This is a genomic window from Corallococcus llansteffanensis, assembly GCF_003612055.1.
In the GTDB taxonomy this organism is placed as follows: Bacteria; Myxococcota; Myxococcia; order Myxococcales; family Myxococcaceae; genus Corallococcus; species Corallococcus llansteffanensis.
Genome location: NZ_RAWB01000185.1, coordinates 1 through 16227 on the forward strand (window position 1 = coordinate 1; position 16227 = coordinate 16227).

General features: G+C 66.9%; 13 protein-coding genes. 5 read left to right on the top strand and 8 right to left on the bottom strand.

The features are described 5' to 3' along the window. Nucleotides 1-150: 150 nt before the first annotated feature. Nucleotides 151-507 (bottom strand): transposase family protein, encoded by a 357-nt coding sequence (locus tag D7V93_RS47695; protein WP_120644697.1) that lies wholly within the window; start codon nt 505-507, stop codon nt 151-153. Nucleotides 508-886: 379 nt separating this feature from the next. Further along, complete coding sequence (locus D7V93_RS44990; protein WP_208723064.1) at nt 887-1810, bottom strand: RICIN domain-containing protein; 924 nt, start codon at nt 1808-1810, stop codon at nt 887-889. A 54-nt stretch (nt 1811-1864) separates the two neighbouring features. Here D7V93_RS44990 and D7V93_RS44995 point away from each other — a divergent pair, with 54 nt between their 5' ends. From D7V93_RS44995 to D7V93_RS18660, 3 genes are read left to right on the top strand one after another with little or no spacing between them, the layout of a single operon-like run. Continuing rightward, complete coding sequence (locus D7V93_RS44995) at nt 1865-2443, top strand: hypothetical protein (protein WP_158623787.1); 579 nt, start codon at nt 1865-1867, stop codon at nt 2441-2443. A gap of 46 nt (nt 2444-2489) precedes the next feature. After that, nucleotides 2490-3116 carry an SRPBCC family protein gene (locus tag D7V93_RS18655; protein WP_120644699.1) on the top strand — a complete coding sequence of 209 codons (627 nt, stop codon included), beginning with the start codon at nt 2490-2492 and terminating at the stop codon, nt 3114-3116. Then, complete coding sequence (locus D7V93_RS18660; RefSeq protein WP_120644700.1) at nt 3116-3445, top strand: ArsR/SmtB family transcription factor; 330 nt, start codon at nt 3116-3118, stop codon at nt 3443-3445. Before D7V93_RS18655 ends, D7V93_RS18660 begins: the two co-directional genes overlap by 1 nt. A gap of 362 nt (nt 3446-3807) precedes the next feature. On the opposite strand, the gene D7V93_RS18670 is transcribed toward D7V93_RS18660, so the two are convergent. Further along, nucleotides 3808-4548, bottom strand: coding sequence for a hypothetical protein (locus D7V93_RS18670; RefSeq protein ID WP_120644701.1), 741 nt, complete (start codon nt 4546-4548; stop codon nt 3808-3810). Nucleotides 4549-4744: 196 nt separating this feature from the next. On the opposite strand from D7V93_RS18670, the gene D7V93_RS18675 reads away from it, so the two are divergent. Further along, nucleotides 4745-6172: an alpha/beta hydrolase gene (locus D7V93_RS18675; protein ID WP_158623788.1), complete on the top strand. Its 1428-nt coding sequence runs from the start codon at nt 4745-4747 to the stop codon at nt 6170-6172. 533 nt (nt 6173-6705) lie between these two features. Here D7V93_RS18675 and D7V93_RS18685 read toward each other — a convergent pair. The 5 genes from D7V93_RS18685 to D7V93_RS18700 form a co-directional block, all read right to left on the bottom strand. Next, nucleotides 6706-6966 (bottom strand): hypothetical protein, encoded by a 261-nt coding sequence (locus D7V93_RS18685; RefSeq protein ID WP_120644704.1) that lies wholly within the window; start codon nt 6964-6966, stop codon nt 6706-6708. Between the two features lie 446 nt (nt 6967-7412). Then, the gene (locus D7V93_RS18690; protein WP_120644705.1) at nt 7413-7892 is read right to left on the bottom strand and encodes a (2Fe-2S)-binding protein; all 480 of its coding nucleotides are present in this window, start codon (nt 7890-7892) and stop codon (nt 7413-7415) included. A 2-nt stretch (nt 7893-7894) separates the two neighbouring features. After that, nucleotides 7895-10054 carry a xanthine dehydrogenase family protein molybdopterin-binding subunit gene (locus tag D7V93_RS18695; RefSeq protein WP_120644706.1) on the bottom strand — a complete coding sequence of 720 codons (2160 nt, stop codon included), beginning with the start codon at nt 10052-10054 and terminating at the stop codon, nt 7895-7897. A gap of 123 nt (nt 10055-10177) precedes the next feature. Beyond that, entirely contained in the window at nt 10178-10306 is a 129-nt protein-coding gene (locus D7V93_RS47385; protein ID WP_279636929.1) for a hypothetical protein, read from the bottom strand. Nucleotides 10307-10310: 4 nt separating this feature from the next. Beyond that, the gene (locus tag D7V93_RS18700; protein WP_120644707.1) at nt 10311-11345 is read right to left on the bottom strand and encodes a hypothetical protein; all 1035 of its coding nucleotides are present in this window, start codon (nt 11343-11345) and stop codon (nt 10311-10313) included. Between the two features lie 506 nt (nt 11346-11851). Between D7V93_RS18700 and D7V93_RS46700 the strand changes: the two genes are divergently transcribed. Then, nucleotides 11852-15481: an RCC1 domain-containing protein gene (locus D7V93_RS46700; protein WP_244237373.1), complete on the top strand. Its 3630-nt coding sequence runs from the start codon at nt 11852-11854 to the stop codon at nt 15479-15481. Nucleotides 15482-16227: the final 746 nt, after the last annotated feature.

A 16227-nucleotide genomic window follows, 5' to 3' on the forward strand; every position in this document is an offset into this window, starting at 1 on the left:
CTGGTATAACCCGCTCCGGCGCCACTCCGCGCTCGACTACGAGTCACCCGCTGGTTACGAGAAGAAGCACCGCGCTGCCGCTTGAGGGCGAAAGCGCGGAACGCTCTGCGGAATCGGGGCAACTTCAGACAAGGGCTTGAGCAGCCTGGCTCAAGCCTCGACCCCGGCAGTAATTGCAACAGCGCACTGCGCAGTGGCGAGCCGACGTGTCCGCCGAGCCCGCGCCGACAGCAGGCGCACCGGCCGCTCCGCGAACGTGCGGCGAGAGCATTCCGGGTTTCGACAGCAGAAGCGCCGCACGCGGAGCTCCGGTTGGACGGCACGCCCAGCGGAGGGCAGGTCTGTCGGGCGTCGGACGTAGCTGCCATGCACCGAGGTACTGGGCGTCTGGCAGGAGGGACATCGTGCTCCCGTACCTTCCAGGCGCACCGCGAGGGCAATATCCGCCGAGCTACCGTGGGTCACCCGGTCCACCCGACAGCCAGGAAGGGAGTACAGCACTTCCATTCCCAGGGTGTATTCGCCCAGCTGGCAGCCTGCCGCGTCTGCCTACTCCCCCGAGGGGGACCACACGCAGTGCGGGAGAGCCGGCGCTCTCACGTTCGACTTCGACGTGTACACCTGCGTGAGGTGTGGAGGCAGGCTTGAAGGTATTGGCGTACGTGAAGGGCGTACCCAGGGGGGGCGGGCGATCCTGGAGCACCTGGGCTCTCGCCCAGGGAATGTGCGAGGTGGGCCCCGGCACGAGGGCCCACCAATCCGCTGGATTCTAAGGTTCAAGACAGCCAAGAGGTCCAGGCCCTGCCACGCACCAGAGGGGAGCGCGGCCTGAGCAGGCGTGTACCCAAAGGGGCTCAAGCGGCCTGCCCGCTTCGGGCGTCAGCCGCTACATCTTCAGCCAGCGCTGCGCCAGGCCGAAGTTGCTGCCCCAGATCTGCACGTTGGCACCGGCCTCCGGGTTCGCGTTGGGGACGTCGAGGCACCGGCTGGCGGCGACAACGTTGCTGTGAATCGTGCCAATCTCGGGGAAGTACTGCCAGCGCTGCGCGAAGCTGCAGTTGCAGGAATAGAGCTGCACCTTGGTGCTCTCGGCGGTCCCTCCATTCTGAACGTCCAGGCAGAAGGCCGGGTTGACGCCGCTGCGCACCTCGCGCGTGGACGCGAAGTACCACTGCTGCCCGACCTCATCGTTGCAATCGAAGGTGTTGACGTTCGCGCCATTGCTCGCGTTGTCGTTCCACACGTCCAGGCAGCGGTTCCAGTTCACGGAGCTGCGCAGCCGGACGAAGCGCTGCAACTTCTGCGCGTCGTTGTCGTTACAGGTCCAGATCTTCATCCGGGCCCCGCTGGCGGTGCTGCCGTTGTGCAGGTCCAGGCGGTGGGTCGTGGCGAGCTGGGTGCGCAGTTCCTCCCGGCCCGGGGGCATCACCCACTGCTGCCGGCTGCTGCCGTCACACGGGGCGATGTGCACGGAGGCGCCCGTGATGGGCTCGGCGGTGTTCACGCTCAGGCAGTAGTTCGAGTCCAGCCCGTTGCGCACCTCTCCACCCGGCATCAGGTACCAGACCTGCGCCGCCGACGCGTTGCACGCGTAGCTCCACACGGGGGTGCCGTTGGCCGCCACGCCGTTCTGCACGTCCAGACAGCGGGTGCCCGCCGCCGCAGGGCGCAGACGGACGCGCTCGACGTACATCGCGTTGACGTCGGCGATGTCGGAGGCGGCCAGGGCGTTCCGCTGGGTGCTGCACGGCCTCCGGTTGAAAGTCAGAGGCAGGTGGTGGCGCCATGAAAGTGCAGAATGTCTCTGCATGAGGAATTGCCGCGCGGGGCAGGGGGCCTGCGACTCCGAGGTAGCATCGCGCCCATGCACTCCCATCCCATCGCGGGCGTCGTCTGGTACGCCATCGGGCGCTTCTACGAAGCGCTCAATGGCACGGTTCAGGACGTGGGCTACTTCGCGTACCTGGGGGGCCTGGAGGGGCCGCTCTTCAACGGCCCGCCGGGCGAGGCCCACGCCTTCTTCACCTTCCGCGCGGAGCCCTTCACGCCCCAGTACCTGAGCAATGGCGACCTCACGGTGTCCTTGGATCCCGTGGGCCGTTTCACCCTGTACTTCAACCCGGAGCCCTGCGGAGACTTCTCCGCGCCGGAGAGTTTTTCGCGGGGCCAGCCCATCGCGACACTCCAGCGCCTCTCCACGGTGGTCGGGACCGCGGTGGGGCCGCTCTCGAGCAACCTCTTCTCCGCGGTGCTGCGGTCCAGCGAGGACTTCACCTTCCGGGGGAGGACGTGGAACCTGGAGCGCTTCCTGCCCCGAGGCATCACCCAGCTGGGAACCGGCAGCACCGCCGCGTTGCAGCCGCCGCCCGCAGGCTACCGGAGCGTCACGGCCTTCGTCGGCTCGGCGATGGCGCTGGGAGGAGGTAATATTAGATTTGACTAATATGAGCGCCGGCTGTAGTGACTTCGTGAACGCAGGAGGTCCACACATGCTTCACAAGCTCATTGGCGCCGAGTTCCGCGCATGCGTCGAGCGCGAGCACGAAGGCAAGCCGGCCCACGTGGTCGTCGCCCACCGGGTCTATTCCACCGACATCGAGGACCTGTGGGACGCGATCACCAACGCCGAGCGCATCCCACGCTGGTTCATGCCCATCGAGGGGCAGTTGCAGCGGGGCGGCCGCTATCAGCTCAAGGGAAACGCGGGAGGGACCATCACGCGCTGCGACCGGCCCACGGCGTTTGATCTCACCTGGGAGATGAACGGCGGCATGAGCTGGGTGACCGTCCGCATGGCGCCGGAAGGGAAGGGCACGCGGCTGACGCTCGAGCACATCGTGCACTCCGCGGACGTCGAACAGTTCTGGAGCCAGTTCGGCCCGGGTGCCACGGGCGTGGGCTGGGACCTGAGCTTCCTGGGGCTGGGCCAATACCTCGAGACTGGCAAGGACGTGGCCGCGGAAGCCGCTGCCTCCTGGAGCGCTTCCGACGAGGCGAAAGCCTTCATGCGTGCGAGCGCCCAGTCCTGGGCCGACGCCCACGTGGCGGCCGGAGAGGTCCCGGACGTGGCCCGAGGGATGGCCGAGCGCACGGCCGCGTTCTATACAGGAGGCTGATGCACGCCTTCGACGTCCTTGGCGATCCGGTACGCCGCCGCATCCTGGAGCTGCTGGCGGAAGGCGAGCACGCCTCGGGCGAGGTCGTGGCCGTGGTGCAGCGCGAGTTCGGCATCACGCAGTCCGCCGTCTCGCAGCACCTGAAGGTCCTCCGGGACAACGGCTTCGCGACGGTGCGGGTGGATGGCGCCCGGCGGCTCTACGCAGTGGACGCCGCGCCCCTGGCGGAGGTGGACGCCTGGCTGGGCCGCTTCCGCGCGTTCTGGACACCGAAGCTGGACGCCCTGGCCACGGAAGTCGCGCGGGGGAAGAAGAAGCGGGGCGAGTAGGGAGCAAGCAACAGCGTCGGACGGCACGGCGGCAGGGCCTGCGCGGCGGGCAGGTCGGGGCCGTGTCGTTCATCCAGTTCTTCGGCTCGGCATCGCAGGTCCCGCCGCACTTCCACTCACGGGTGCCGGACGGCGTCTTCGTGCCGCGGGGGGACGGCGTGCGCTTCGAGCCAGTGCCCCCGCCCACGCAAGCAGAGGTGGAGTGGCTGCTGAGGGGGGTGCGCTACCGCGTGCTACGGCTGCTGGAGAAAAGAGGGGCCCTGCCACGCACCAGAGGGGAGCGCGGCCTGGGGAGGCGTGTACCCCAAAGGGGCTCAAGCGGCCTGTCCACCGGACGAGAGCATCCCCCGGGCGGCCTGGGGTCACAACCCATTGCTTGAAGGAGGCAGGCGGGCCGCGTCCAGATCCACGGGCAGGAAATGAGGGTTGAACCCTCCCTGCGTGCACCCGGGGACTGGCATGAGCGTGTCCCCGCGCACGTCACACCCGGGAAGGGCGGTGAGGTGCTTGTACCAGCTCTTGACGTAGTGCTCTTCGACCTTCGCCAGCTCGACCAGCAGGTGGAAGCCGCCGCGTGTCTTGAGCACCGTGAGGCAGTCGAGGTTGATTCTTCCCCGCGCCTGGGCGAGCACCTCGTCTGGCTCCACGTGGTCGAAGTCGAGATCCAGATAGACCTTTCGTGAACAGGCCTTCTGGATCTCGGACAACGTGACCTGGTGTGGATTGTAGCCCTTGTACGGCTCGGTGATGAGCTTCGCCAACTCGATGAGCGTGTTCTTCGCCGCTCGCTCGAAGCTCCGCGGGTTCGGGTTGATGTACAGCGCGAGCGCTTCCTGGGGGACGGGGTTTCCACGGTCCTTGTAGGCCCCTACCGCGCACTCGGTCTGGCGAATCTTGTCGACGAGCTGAGCCTTCGTCGAGGTGAAACGCCTGAGCTGTCCCTTGTCGCTCGAGAGCTTTTGCCCCTCGGCGGCGTACTTGTTCCGAGCGAACAGGCAGACGTAGTAGGTCTCGTCGATCTGCAGCTCGGGAAGCCATTCGATGAATCGTCGAAGGCGCTCTTCATCCAGGATGACGACGTAGTTCTGGGGCGGAAGGGACACGGGCGCGACTCCATGGCGGAGACATCTTCTCCGCCTGCGAGCATCCTATCCGCTGCCCTCAGAATGGGTTTGGAGCAATGACGGTGCCCTGGATGGGGAGCAGGTGCCTGCCTCGAGTTGAATGCGGTCAAGGCCCGAATGAATTGCGCTCGTGGGTCCCCTCTGGGAAGTTCCCGGGCCCTCTCGGAGCATGAACATGAAATGTCCCACTTTCGCAGCCGTGGTCGCCATCTGGGGTGCACTCGTTCTGGGCAGCCTCGCGCACGCGTCCGAGCAAGGCACGGCGACCCCTGCCAATGGGTTCGTCGGTTGCCGGGACGCGAAGGAGGATCCCGCTCTCGCCGGTTCCCTCTGCGCCCGCTTCAGCGCGCCGCTGGACTACGCGGACCCGGGCCGTGAGCGGATCGAGCTTTTCGTCCGCAAGTTCCCGGCTCCGGGGCGGTCGGCCGGGCAGGTCTGGCTCGTGGCGGGTGGGCCCGGCGAGTCAGGGGCTTCGTTCTACCCCCTGCTGAAGACCCTGCGGGCCTCCTTCCCGGGATATGACCTGCTGGTCCCCGATCATCGCGGGACGGGTTTCTCGAGCCGGCTCTGCCAGAAGGAGGAGGCCGCCGACAGTGAGGGGGGCGCCGAGCTCGAAGGCGCCGAGTGGGCGACCTGCTTCGAGGCGCTGGAGTCCGATTCCAAGCGCACTCGCGCCTTCACCATCACCCACTCCGCCCACGATTTGAGCGCGCTGATGGAGCGCTACTCCGCCGGCCGGAAGACGTGGCTCTATGGGGTCTCCTACGGCACGCAGCTGGTGTTGCGCATGATGACGGTCGCCCCGCCGAAGCGCCTCGATGGCATCGTGCTCGATTCCCTCGTTCCTCCGGAAACGACCGAGCAATGGGACCTCAGTCATCGCTCGGCCGTCGTCGACGAGGTGGGCCGCGCGGTGCTCGCGCGTTGCGACGCGGACCCGGGCTGCCGTGCGCGTCTCGGGGACTCGGCGGTCGCCGCCATGCAGGGGCTCGTCGACGATGCCAAGGTGTCCGCTGCCGTCCCCGGGGGGCGTCCGAAGCTCTTCTTTGGCGCACTGCTGGACAGCCCGAAGCTGCGGGCGCGGATTCCCCTCGTCCTCTCGGGCCTCAAAGGCGGAGACCTCAAGCCGTTGCAGCAGGTCGAGCATGAGCTGGAGGCGCTGGGCGCCCCGTTCGGCCGTTTCCCGCAGTCCTCGGTCTCCATCCCGCTCGTCGCCGTGATCAGCGCCTCCGAGAACAACGCCCGGCCAGGCCTCACCCAGGCCGAGGTGGAGGCCGAAGCCGCGCGGTTCCTGTTCGTCAGCAGCCTGCCGGGTCAGCTCGTCGGCCGAACGTCACTGGCCTATCCGCGCGACGAGTGGTTCGGCAGGTCTCCCGCCGCGCTTCCGCCGGTGCTGGTGCTCCAGGGCGACATGGACCCCAAGACGCCCCTTGCTGGCGCCCAGGCCCATGTCCGCCTCCTGCCCGAAGCCGCTGGCGTCAACCTGTTCACCGTCAAGGGTGGGCCGCACTTCCTGCTCTTCACGGCGCCAGATTGCTTCAAGGCCGCGGTGAGCACCTTCGTCCAGAAGCGGCGTGCTCCTCGTGCGGCTTGTTCGATTTGACCCCCGGGCTTCAGGCCACGGTGGGCGAGTACCTGGAATTCCTCGCGCGCCTTCCCCGAGTACCGCGCCGACTGCGGCTACGAGGTGAAGGCGCTGCTGGCGCGCAACCCGACCCGCCTCCCGCCGGCACAGCGCCGGCAAAAGGCGGTCGCGGCACGGACGTCAGTCGTTGACCCAGCAGAACCACTTGTTGAAGGGAACATCCTGGCAGTAGCACTCCCCCTGAGCGCCATTGGCCCACTGACAGCCTGTCGACATGTCATAGACACAGTTGCGGGTCTGGAGCGTCTCACAGCTGTCGATAAGCGCCGCGGAGTCCTGACCGAGCGACTCTCCGCTCTCGGCACCCTCCGTCACTTCCGTGCCACCACAGCCCATTCCGAAGACAGAGACGACAGCGGCCATTGCGAGCCCACGAAGAAACATGATGACACTCCCTTTCGCTGATGAATTGCTGATGCAGCAGCATCGAAGCTGGCGACACGCCGCCTCTCACAAGGCATTCCCGGCCAGAGGCAGTTGCCGCAGGAACTTCAGTTGCTCAAGCAGACCCACTTGTTGGCGGGGATCTCCTGGCAGAAGCACTCGCCAAAGGTGCCATTGGCCCACTGGCAGCCCGTCTCCGCCCCCGGAGTACAGCGGCGGGTCTGGAGCGTCTCACAGCTGCTGATGAGCTCGGCGGAACCCTGACCGGGCTGCACACCGCTCTCGGCACCGTCCGTCACTTCAGCGCCACCACAGCCCATCCCGAAGACAGAGACGACGGCGAACATCGCGAGCCCACGAAGAATCATGTGACACTCCTTTTGGCTGGTGAGGTGCTGATGCAACAGCGTACGAGAATGTTGGTCAAGGTTTACCTGAAACCCGCGATGTCACTGAAAAGCTCCGCACGGAGCGGTCTCAGCATTTGAGATTGTTGAACGGCTCCGGGCCCTTCTTGTCTCCGCCCGAGCTCGCTCCGCGTATCGTAGGACGCTGCTTCGCACGCAGGCTCAGCAGAACGCCCGCAAGCAGCACCGCGCCCACCGCTGCGATGACCGGGACGCACAGCTGCACCACCGCCGCGGGGGGGGCCAGAGCACGGTGCCCCTGGGCTGGACCGTCACGAACGCGGGTGCGGGCTCCGCGCTGCCGGGCTGGTATGAGCATGTCTAGACGACGACCGCGCGCCTGCCGGACGTTCCCGCGGGCACCTACTACCTGCTTCTCCCAAGCCCCATGCCTTGCTGGAATCCCCTCACCGGGCGCCCGCTCCGTTTCTCAGCAGCAGCGCGGCACGTTGGATGGCGGCCCGGATGCGGACATAGGTGCCGCAACGGCAGACGTTGTCGCTCATCGCGGCGTCGATGTCCGCGTCGGACGGGTGGGGGTTCTTTCGCAGCAGCACGACCGCGGCCATGATCTGCCCGGGTTGGCAGAAGCCGCACTGGGCCACGTCCTCGGCGATCCACGCCTCTTGCACGGGATGCAGCCCTTCGCCTCCCAGCCCCTCGATGGTCAGCACCTCCCGGCCCGCGACGCCGCCCACGGGCTGGAGGCAGGGGCGGAAGGCCTCGCCGTCCAGGTGGCTGGTGCATGCGCCGCAGACGCCCACCCCGCAGCCGTACTTGGGGCCCGTGACGCCCAGCACGTCGCGGAGCACCCACAGCAGGGGCAGGTCCTCGGGCGCTTCCACCGTGACCGTCTGGCCATTGAGGATGAACTGATGGGCCGGCATGGTCAGACTCCCCCTTCGAGGATGGGAAAGCGCGTGGGCATGGTTCCGCTCGCCCGTGCGATGGCATTGGCCAGGGCCGCCGCGGCGCTGGGATAGCCAAGCTCTCCCACGCCGCCCACGCGGTCATCCGACCGGACCAGGTGCACTTGAATCTCCGGCGGGACGTGCTTCATCCGCAGCCAGCGGTAGTCCGCGAAGCTGCCCTCGCGCACCGCCCCCGCGTCGATGTGGAGGCCCGCGCTCAGGGTGGTGGACATCGCGTCCACCGCGGCGCCCTGGAGCTGCGCCTCGATGCCCTTCGGGTTGATGGGCAGACCGACATCCGCGGCGATGACGACACGCAGCACCCGTGGCGCTTCCGCGGTGCAGTCCACCTCCACGAGGTGCGCGATGGCGCTGTCCCACTCCTCCAGGACGGCGACCCCCTGGGCCACCCCGGGCGGAAGGGACCGGCCCCAGCGTCCCTCGGACACCACCTTGTCCAGGACCGCCCGGAGCCGGCTGGAGGTGAGCCGCGAGCGCCTCAACGCGACCGGATCCACCTGGAGCTCGCGCGCCAGTTGGTCGACGAAGATTTCGTTGGCCACCGCCACCTGGCTGGTGAACACCGAGCGGAAGGACGCGGTGGGGATGGGAATCGGGACCTCGGTCAGCTGCTGGGTCACGAAGCCGAACCGGTAGGGGACATGTTGGGTCAGCGTGAAGAACACCGCGCTGGTGACCTCGGGCAGGACCTCGCCGACCATCGCGGTGACGACATCTCCGAAGCCGTGGGGAAACTCCACGGTGGGAATGGCGGCGCGGTGATTCCAACCGAGGATGCTCCCACCCAGCCCCAGGTGGGCGAGGATCCGGTGGTGGCTGGCGGGCCGGTAGTGCCCGTGGCGCATGTCGTCGTTGCGGCTCCACATCAACTTCACCGGCCGGCCGACAGCCCGTGACACGAGCGCGGCCTCCACCGCGGCTTCGGGGAAGAACCGGCGACCAAACCCACCGCCGGCCCGGACCGTGTGCACCGTGACCTGCTGCGGGGTGAGCTCCCAGCCGAGCGCCCGGGCGACCTCGCGCTGCGCGTACTTCGGATCCTGCGCCCCCGACCAGACCTCCGCGTGCGAACCCTGCACGCGGGCCACGCAGCTCTGCGTCTCCATGGGCGCGTGCGCGAGGTAGGGGAAGTCGAAGCGTCCTTCCACCGTCCGGGTGGTCAGCAGCGGGGGCAGGGGCCTGGGCCCGATGGCCGACAGCAACCGGGCGTGGATGTCGGAGTCGGACAGCGTGCTGGCCGGTCCCGGCGCCCAGGAGATCCGCAGGGCGTCACGCGCCGCGAAGGCCTGCCCGAAGGTCTCCGCGACCACCGCCACACCCGACGGGATGGGCACCACGCCCACCACGCCCGGCATCGCCCGGGCCGTGGCGGCGTCGAGGGATTGGACGCTGCCACGCAGCGTGGGGGGACGCGCCACCACCGCTGGCATCGCCCCGGGAACGTCGAGGTCCAGGGCGTAGCGCGCCTTGCCGGTGACGATGTCCCGTGCGTCGATGCGGCCCGTGGGCTGACCGACGACGGTGTACCGGCTGGGAGGCTTTGGCAGTGGGAGGACTTCGGGCAGCAGCACGCGCGCGGCCTCCTCCGCCAGCTCGCCATAGCCGGCCCGGCGGCCGTCGGGCGCGTGCACCTCGCCGTTCGCGGTGGTGAGGGTAAGGGCCAGCACCTTCCAGCGGTGCGCGGCGGCGGTGATCAGCCGAGCCCGGGCGTCGGCCGCAGCGGCGCGAAGCGGACCCGAAAGGTAGCGCATCGTTGTCGACAAGCCGGTGAGCTGGATGAGCCAGCGGGGATCCGCGTCGGCGCTGCGAACGTCCACCGAGCCGAGCGGCAGGTCGAGCTCCTCCGCGACGAGCATGGCCACGGCCGTGGTGATGCCCTGGCCCATCTCGGTGCGGGGCAGGGTGGTGACGACACGCCCATCGCTCTGGAGGGCGAGGAGCAGGCTGAGCGGTGTCGCCGCCTCCGTCACGGGCGCTTCCGCCGCCGCGGCCGGAGGGAGGTCCAGCCCCAACCGGGCCGCGATCATCAACGTGGGGGAAGCGACGACCCACGTCAGGAACCGACGGCGGTCCATCACCCCTGGAGCGGCCGTGTCCGATTTGTGCGTATCCGCCATGGGGACAGCATCGCATACGTCCCCGGCACGCTGGACACGGTCTGGCCCGTTGTGTTCCGTGGGTCGACAGGACCTGCGTCCGAGCGGAGACCGCCGCACCGGCGCCGGTGCGCGTGTGCCTGTTCAGAAGGTGTAGCGCGCCTGGAGCCGGAGCTGACGGGGCGGCTGATGCCCGAGCGGGACGTCAAAGGCATCCATCCGGGTGGCCGCCTGGACGTTGAAGAGATTGAAGACGTCCAGGCTGAAGCTCACCGCCCTAGAATCCGAAGAGACCCTTGACGCCCTTCTTGATGTCGTTGCCGACGTCCTTGGCACCTTCGGCGATCTTGTTGCCGACGTCCTTGGCACCGTCAGCGACCTTGTTCGTGACGTCCTTGGCGCCGTCGGCGACCTTGTTGCCGACGTCCTTGACGGCTTCGGAGGCCTTGCCGCCGGTGAAGTTGTCGACGGTGTTCTTCAGCTTGTTGAAGTCGATGGTGTAGGAGGTGCCGACGCCGACGCCAACGCCCAGCGCCGCCTTGGCCTTGCCGCCGATGGTGAGCTTGCCGTCCTCCAGGGCCACCTTGGCGTCCACCGCGGCGCCCACGCCAGCGATGGCGCTGCCCGTCACGGAGCCGCCCACGGGGCCGAACTCACCGCGAGCGGTGGCGCTCGCCTCGGCGCCCACGAGCGCGCCCGCGCCCGCCTCGAGGCCGATGTCGCCATTCTTGAGGTTCACGTCGGCCTTGGCCTTGGCGTCCGCGTTGGCGCCGACGAGCACCTCGGAGTGCACGCCGCCGTAGACCTTGCCGTCGACCTTGTCCAGGCCCTTGACGTCCTTGAGGTCCTTGCCGAAGCCGGCGTCGCCGCGGAGGCTGACGAGGTTGGCCTCGGCGCCAGCGCGGGCGCCAATCTCATACGGGAGGACGCGGTAGGAGGCATCGCCCTGGACTTCGGCGGCGCTGGCTTCGAACTGGGCGCCGGTGCCGTCCTTGCTGAAGCCGGTGCCCGTCTTGAACTCGGCGGCGTCCTTCTGCCAGGAGACGTACTTGCTGCTCTCGTTGCCAGCGACCTGGCCGGGGCCGGTGTTGCCCTGCGTCACCTGACGGCCGTCCTTCCGCGCGGCGCTGCTGTCGGCCTTATCGCCCTTGCGCGGGTCCAGGAAGATGTCCTGGCCCCACTGCCGGCTGAACTTCGTGTCCGGCTGGTTCTTGTCGATGAAGCCGCTCTTGGCCTTGCTGGCGTCCGGGGTCGCGGCGGGAGCGGTGGGCGCGGAGGAAGGCGAGGTGCGGGGGCTGTTGGAGATACGCATGGGCGGCCTCGGGAGACTGCGGGATGAGGCTTCTCCAAAGCACGGCGTGTGCCAGGGCCTGGAGGGGGTGCCCCGGGAGCCGTTTCCCCTCTGAAACGCTGTTTCCAGCGGGTGCTCCGCTCCCCTCGTTCCTGGTGAGACGGGCCATCAGGGGTGGTGATTCGGGTCACCACCACGCCGGCCCTGGTACGGCAGTAGAGGGGCCAAGGCCCTATACTACCGGCCGTCTAATTCGTAGCGCATCATGTCGGCTCGCCTCCTCAGGGAGGACTGCAAACGGCGCAAGTCAGTCCATCGGATAAAGCCTAGGCGCTCCGTCCCATTCCCTTCCTGACAGATTGAGCGTAATGCCGTAGCAGGCGGGTTTGGTCGCCCCTGTCTTCCCGCCGCACGACCCATCGGCCCGGTAGAGCGCCGCCTCTACCTCTTTCGTGCCGGTCCGCCTCACCCGCGACGCGCTTCCCGGTTGAACCCCGTCTATCGCACATCAGAACGGAGACCGCTTCATGCACAAAGCATCGACACGTCTGCTCATGTCGCTCGCCCTGGCACTGCTCGTAAGCTGCTCTGCGGCATTCTCCGATGGCGACGTGGACTCGTCCGCAGCGGAGAAGACGGTGCCCCAGGCGCTCGCTTCGCCTAGGACGACCCCGCTTCACTCCGAGCGCGCAGGTATCGGACTTCAACGCTATACACCCACCCTCCCTGCATTGACCGGGCTGGCGCCGCTGGACATCCGCCGCTCACTGGTGGTGACCGAACAGGCCATTCTCAGCAACTTCACCCTGAAAGAGGTGCTGGATCAGCTCATCGTACAGAGCGGGGTCCCGGGCCTTACCAGTCTGCAACTCTTCCGACAGCTCTGGGACACCCAGAATCCGAAGCCTGGGCTGGGATTGGGCGGGCATTGCAACGATCAGGTGGACGGCAGCAGCCTTCCCGTCTTCAACGGCTACCCCTATCAGTGCCGCCCGGCGGAAGGATCTCAGGCACAGGCGGACCCGTTCACGGACCCGAACTCCGGCAATGCCTACAAGGCGGTGGGCCTTTTCAATCGCTTCGACCTGGCCCCGGTGAATGGGGCCGAGTGTGGAGAGTACCGCATCGTCTTCGCGAAGCGGTCGGGCGAAACCAACGGCGGGAACCGCAGTTTCATCATCTTCGAAGCGGCGCTGCCCAATCCCAACCCAGGCATAGGGCTGGAGGGATGTCTGTCGGTGGCGAAGTTCTGGCAGGGGTTGTCGAGCAACAACGATCTGACCTCACGGGCCGCCGCGCTCAAGAAGTTCTACTTCCAGGGGCTGCCCGGCTTCCAGCCTGTTGTGCACCTCAATAACTATGGCGCGGATGCCTCCCGAGGCACGGGGCAGATTCGTACCAACATGTTCATGCAGTCCAACTGGCTGCTGCGTGAGTTCAAGCTACAGAAGACCTGCGGCACTTCAACCTGCAGCGCCCTCAAGGCCATCGTCGTCACGGACAAAGTGAACCCGTTCGGTGGCCTGTTCAATCCAAGCTCCGGGCACCCGTTGGCGTCGGACTTCCGCGCCTTCATCCCAAGCCAGGTGGCGATGCTGGCCACCCCTGACATCAATCTCTTCAACTACGAGGTGCCAGACCGCTTCAATAGCGGTCAGAGCGACGCGCAGGGGTCGGAGAACAACTACACCCTCCAGTTTGGAACAGGCGGCACGCTCAAGTCGGCCATCCAGGGTGAACTCTCACGCATTGGGAGTCCGCTGACGCCGGACCACATCATCCAGCGCGCTAGGGCGCTGTCCTGCGCGGGCTGTCACCAGCTCAGCAACGGGATGAATGTGGGCACCCCGCAGGCGTGGCCCAGTTCGCTGAGTTTCACGCACACCAGCGAGTTCACGGAGAATGGTCCAGAGGGACTCCGCTTCAGGATCTCCCCTGCCTTGTTGAACGTCTTTCTGCCGCACCGCAAGGGCGTGCTCGAGGATTTCCTGAACCGCCCGCGTCCCTGCCGCGAAGGTTGTATCGCGGCAGGGGCAGTACACTCCCTGGCATTGCGCCCGGATGGCACGGTCTGGGCAACAGGGAGTAACGCCTACGGCCAGTTGGGCAATGGCTCGACAACCAGCAGTTCGTCGCCGATCCAGGTGACGGGACTGAATGGAGTCGTGGCCGTAGCAGCAGGAGGCTACCATTCGCTGGCGCTGCGCTCCGACGGCACCGTGTGGGCCTGGGGTGCAAACGATTCAGGTCAGTTGGGAGATGGCACGACAACCCGCCGCGCCCTCCCCGTACAAGTCCCCGGATTGGGAGGGATCGTGGCCGTGGTGGCCGCAGGTTCATACTATGCTTCGGTAGATCACCACTCGCTGGCGTTGCGCTCCGACGGCACCGTGTGGGCCTGGGGCTCCAACGCCACGGGGCAACTGGGGGATGGCACGACGACCCGCCGCACCCTCCCCGTGCAAGTACAAGGGTTGAGTGAAGTCGTAGCCCTGGCTGCGAGCTACAAGCACACCTTGGCGGTCAAGTCGAACGGGACCCTCTGGGCTTGGGGGTCCAACGTCAATTACCAGCTAGGGGATGGCACATCGACCAATCGGTTGACACCGATTCCGGTCCCAGGGGTGAGTGGCATCGTGGCCGTCGCGACGGGCAACACCCACTCGCTGGCGCTGCGTTCCGACGGTACGGTGTGGAACTGGGGCTGGCTCTTCAGCGTCCAGAAGGTAGAGCTCAGTTCTTACGCGAGCATCCAACCCACGCCAGTGCCGGTCCCAGGCCTGACCGGGGTCGTTTCCCTGGCGGCTGGCACTGGGCATTCATTGGCATTGCGCTCCGACGGAACCCTGTGGACTTGGGGCTCCAATTCCCACGGCCAATTGGGAACTGGAAACAGGCATGGCCTTGCCAATCCAACAAAAATTTCTGGACCGAGTGGGCTCGTGGCGGTGACCGCGGGCGACTTTCACTCGCTGGCGGTGCGCTATGACGGCACGCTCTGGGCCTGGGGCTCCAACGTCAACGGCCAGCGCGGAGATGGAAACACGAACAGCCAGACGTCGCCAGTGCAACTGCCCGGATTGAATGCGCTCGTGGCTGCATCTACAGGCGCATACCATGCACTTGTGCAGAACGCGGACGGCACCTTATCGGCCTGGGGTGACAACACCTACGGCCAGTTGGGGACTGGGACGACGAGCAGCTGCTCCACGCCGGTCCAGGTACCGGGGGTGACCAGTGTGGGTTCCGTGGCAGCGGGCGGGTACCACTCGTTGGCGTTGCTCTACGACGGAACCGTGCGGGCCTGGGGCAACAACTATCACGGCCAGTTGGGCAATGGCACGATGAACGACAGTGCCGTGCCAGTTCAGGTGTCAGGACTCAATGGTGTCGTGGCCGTGGCCGCGGGCAATGAACACTCGCTGGCGGTGCGCTATGACGGCACCGTGTGGACCTGGGGCAGAAATTATGACGGTCAGTTGGGACAAGGAACAACGACCAGCAGTACCGCGCCGGTGCAGGTGCCGGGGCTCAGCGGAATTGTCGCTGTCGCAGCAGGGGAGCGCTACTCACTCGCACTGCACTACGATGGCACTCTTTGGGCCTGGGGCGGAAATGCCCAGGGCCAGTTGGGAGATGGCTCGACGACCCAGCGCACCCTTCCCGTGCAGCTCATGGGGCTGAGCGACATCGTGGCCGTGGACGCAGGCATGTCCCACACCCTGGCGGTGCGCTCCGATGGAACCCTGTGGGCATGGGGCCTCAATCGTGTCGGAGAGCTGGGAATTGGGACCACGGGCATCCGTACCGCGCCGGTGCAGGTGACGGGGCTGAGTGGAGTCGTCTCCGTGTCTGCAGGCACTGAACTCTCGCTGGCGGTGCGCTACGACGGCACCTTGTGGGCATGGGGCAATAACGCCGACGGCGCGTTGGGCAATGGCACCCTCTTCAACAGCTTCGTGCCCATGCAGGTTTCCGTGCTGAGCGGAGTCCAGAGCGTGTCCGCAGGGACTTCCTCTCGCGCGGGGCATTCCTTCGCGCTGGCGGTGCACTCCGATGGAACTGCGTCGGCGTGGGGAGCCAACTCCGACGGCCAGCTCGGCAATGGAGGGCCCACCACGTATGCAACTACTCCCGTTCGCTCCTTGCTGTACTGAGCACCAGGACTCATGAGCGTGTAGCAACCCGGTCTCACGGAGGCGCATGGAGCGCTTCCGTGGGGCCGTTCGTCGACATTGGGAAGACTCGGGTGCTGTCCAGTCCCAGTTCAACTCGCCCTGGCCGACAGGAGCGCTCTACCGCGCGCTGCGCCGTGGCAAGCCGATGCATACACCGGGCACGAGGAGCGAGAAGCTGAGGCAGGTGCTCTGCAAAGGTGCGACAAGCGCACGCCGAATATCGACAGCGGCGGCGACGCACGTGGAGATGAAGCTGAACGGAGCGCCCGGCGGAGGGCAAATCGGCCGGGCGCTGGACGTAGATGCTGTGCAGCGTGTCGCTGGGCGTCCTATAGGAGTGACATCGCGCGCCTCTGCCCTCTGGGCGTACCACGACGGCAGCTTCCGCTGAACTCCTACGTGTCACGCGCTCTACCCGACCAGCCGGGAGTCGAGGACAACTCTCTCATTCCGAGTAGTACCCGCTGCAACAGCCTCCTGCCGGCACCGCCTGCCTCCTCGCTCGCGAGTCACATAAAGCGCTGGAGAGCCACCGAACCGGAGCAGGCCCACCTCGACGCAGGACGCGAAAGCGTGGGTGGCGCGTTTCGTCGCCTAATACCACTTGGTCACTTTCAGAATGCGTGAGGGTGGGCGGACTGTTCCCTGAGCATGACGCCAAGACAGCTGAATCGGTTGGAGGGAGAGCTGGAGAGCTTCCTCACATCGATGTTCGCGGGCATGGG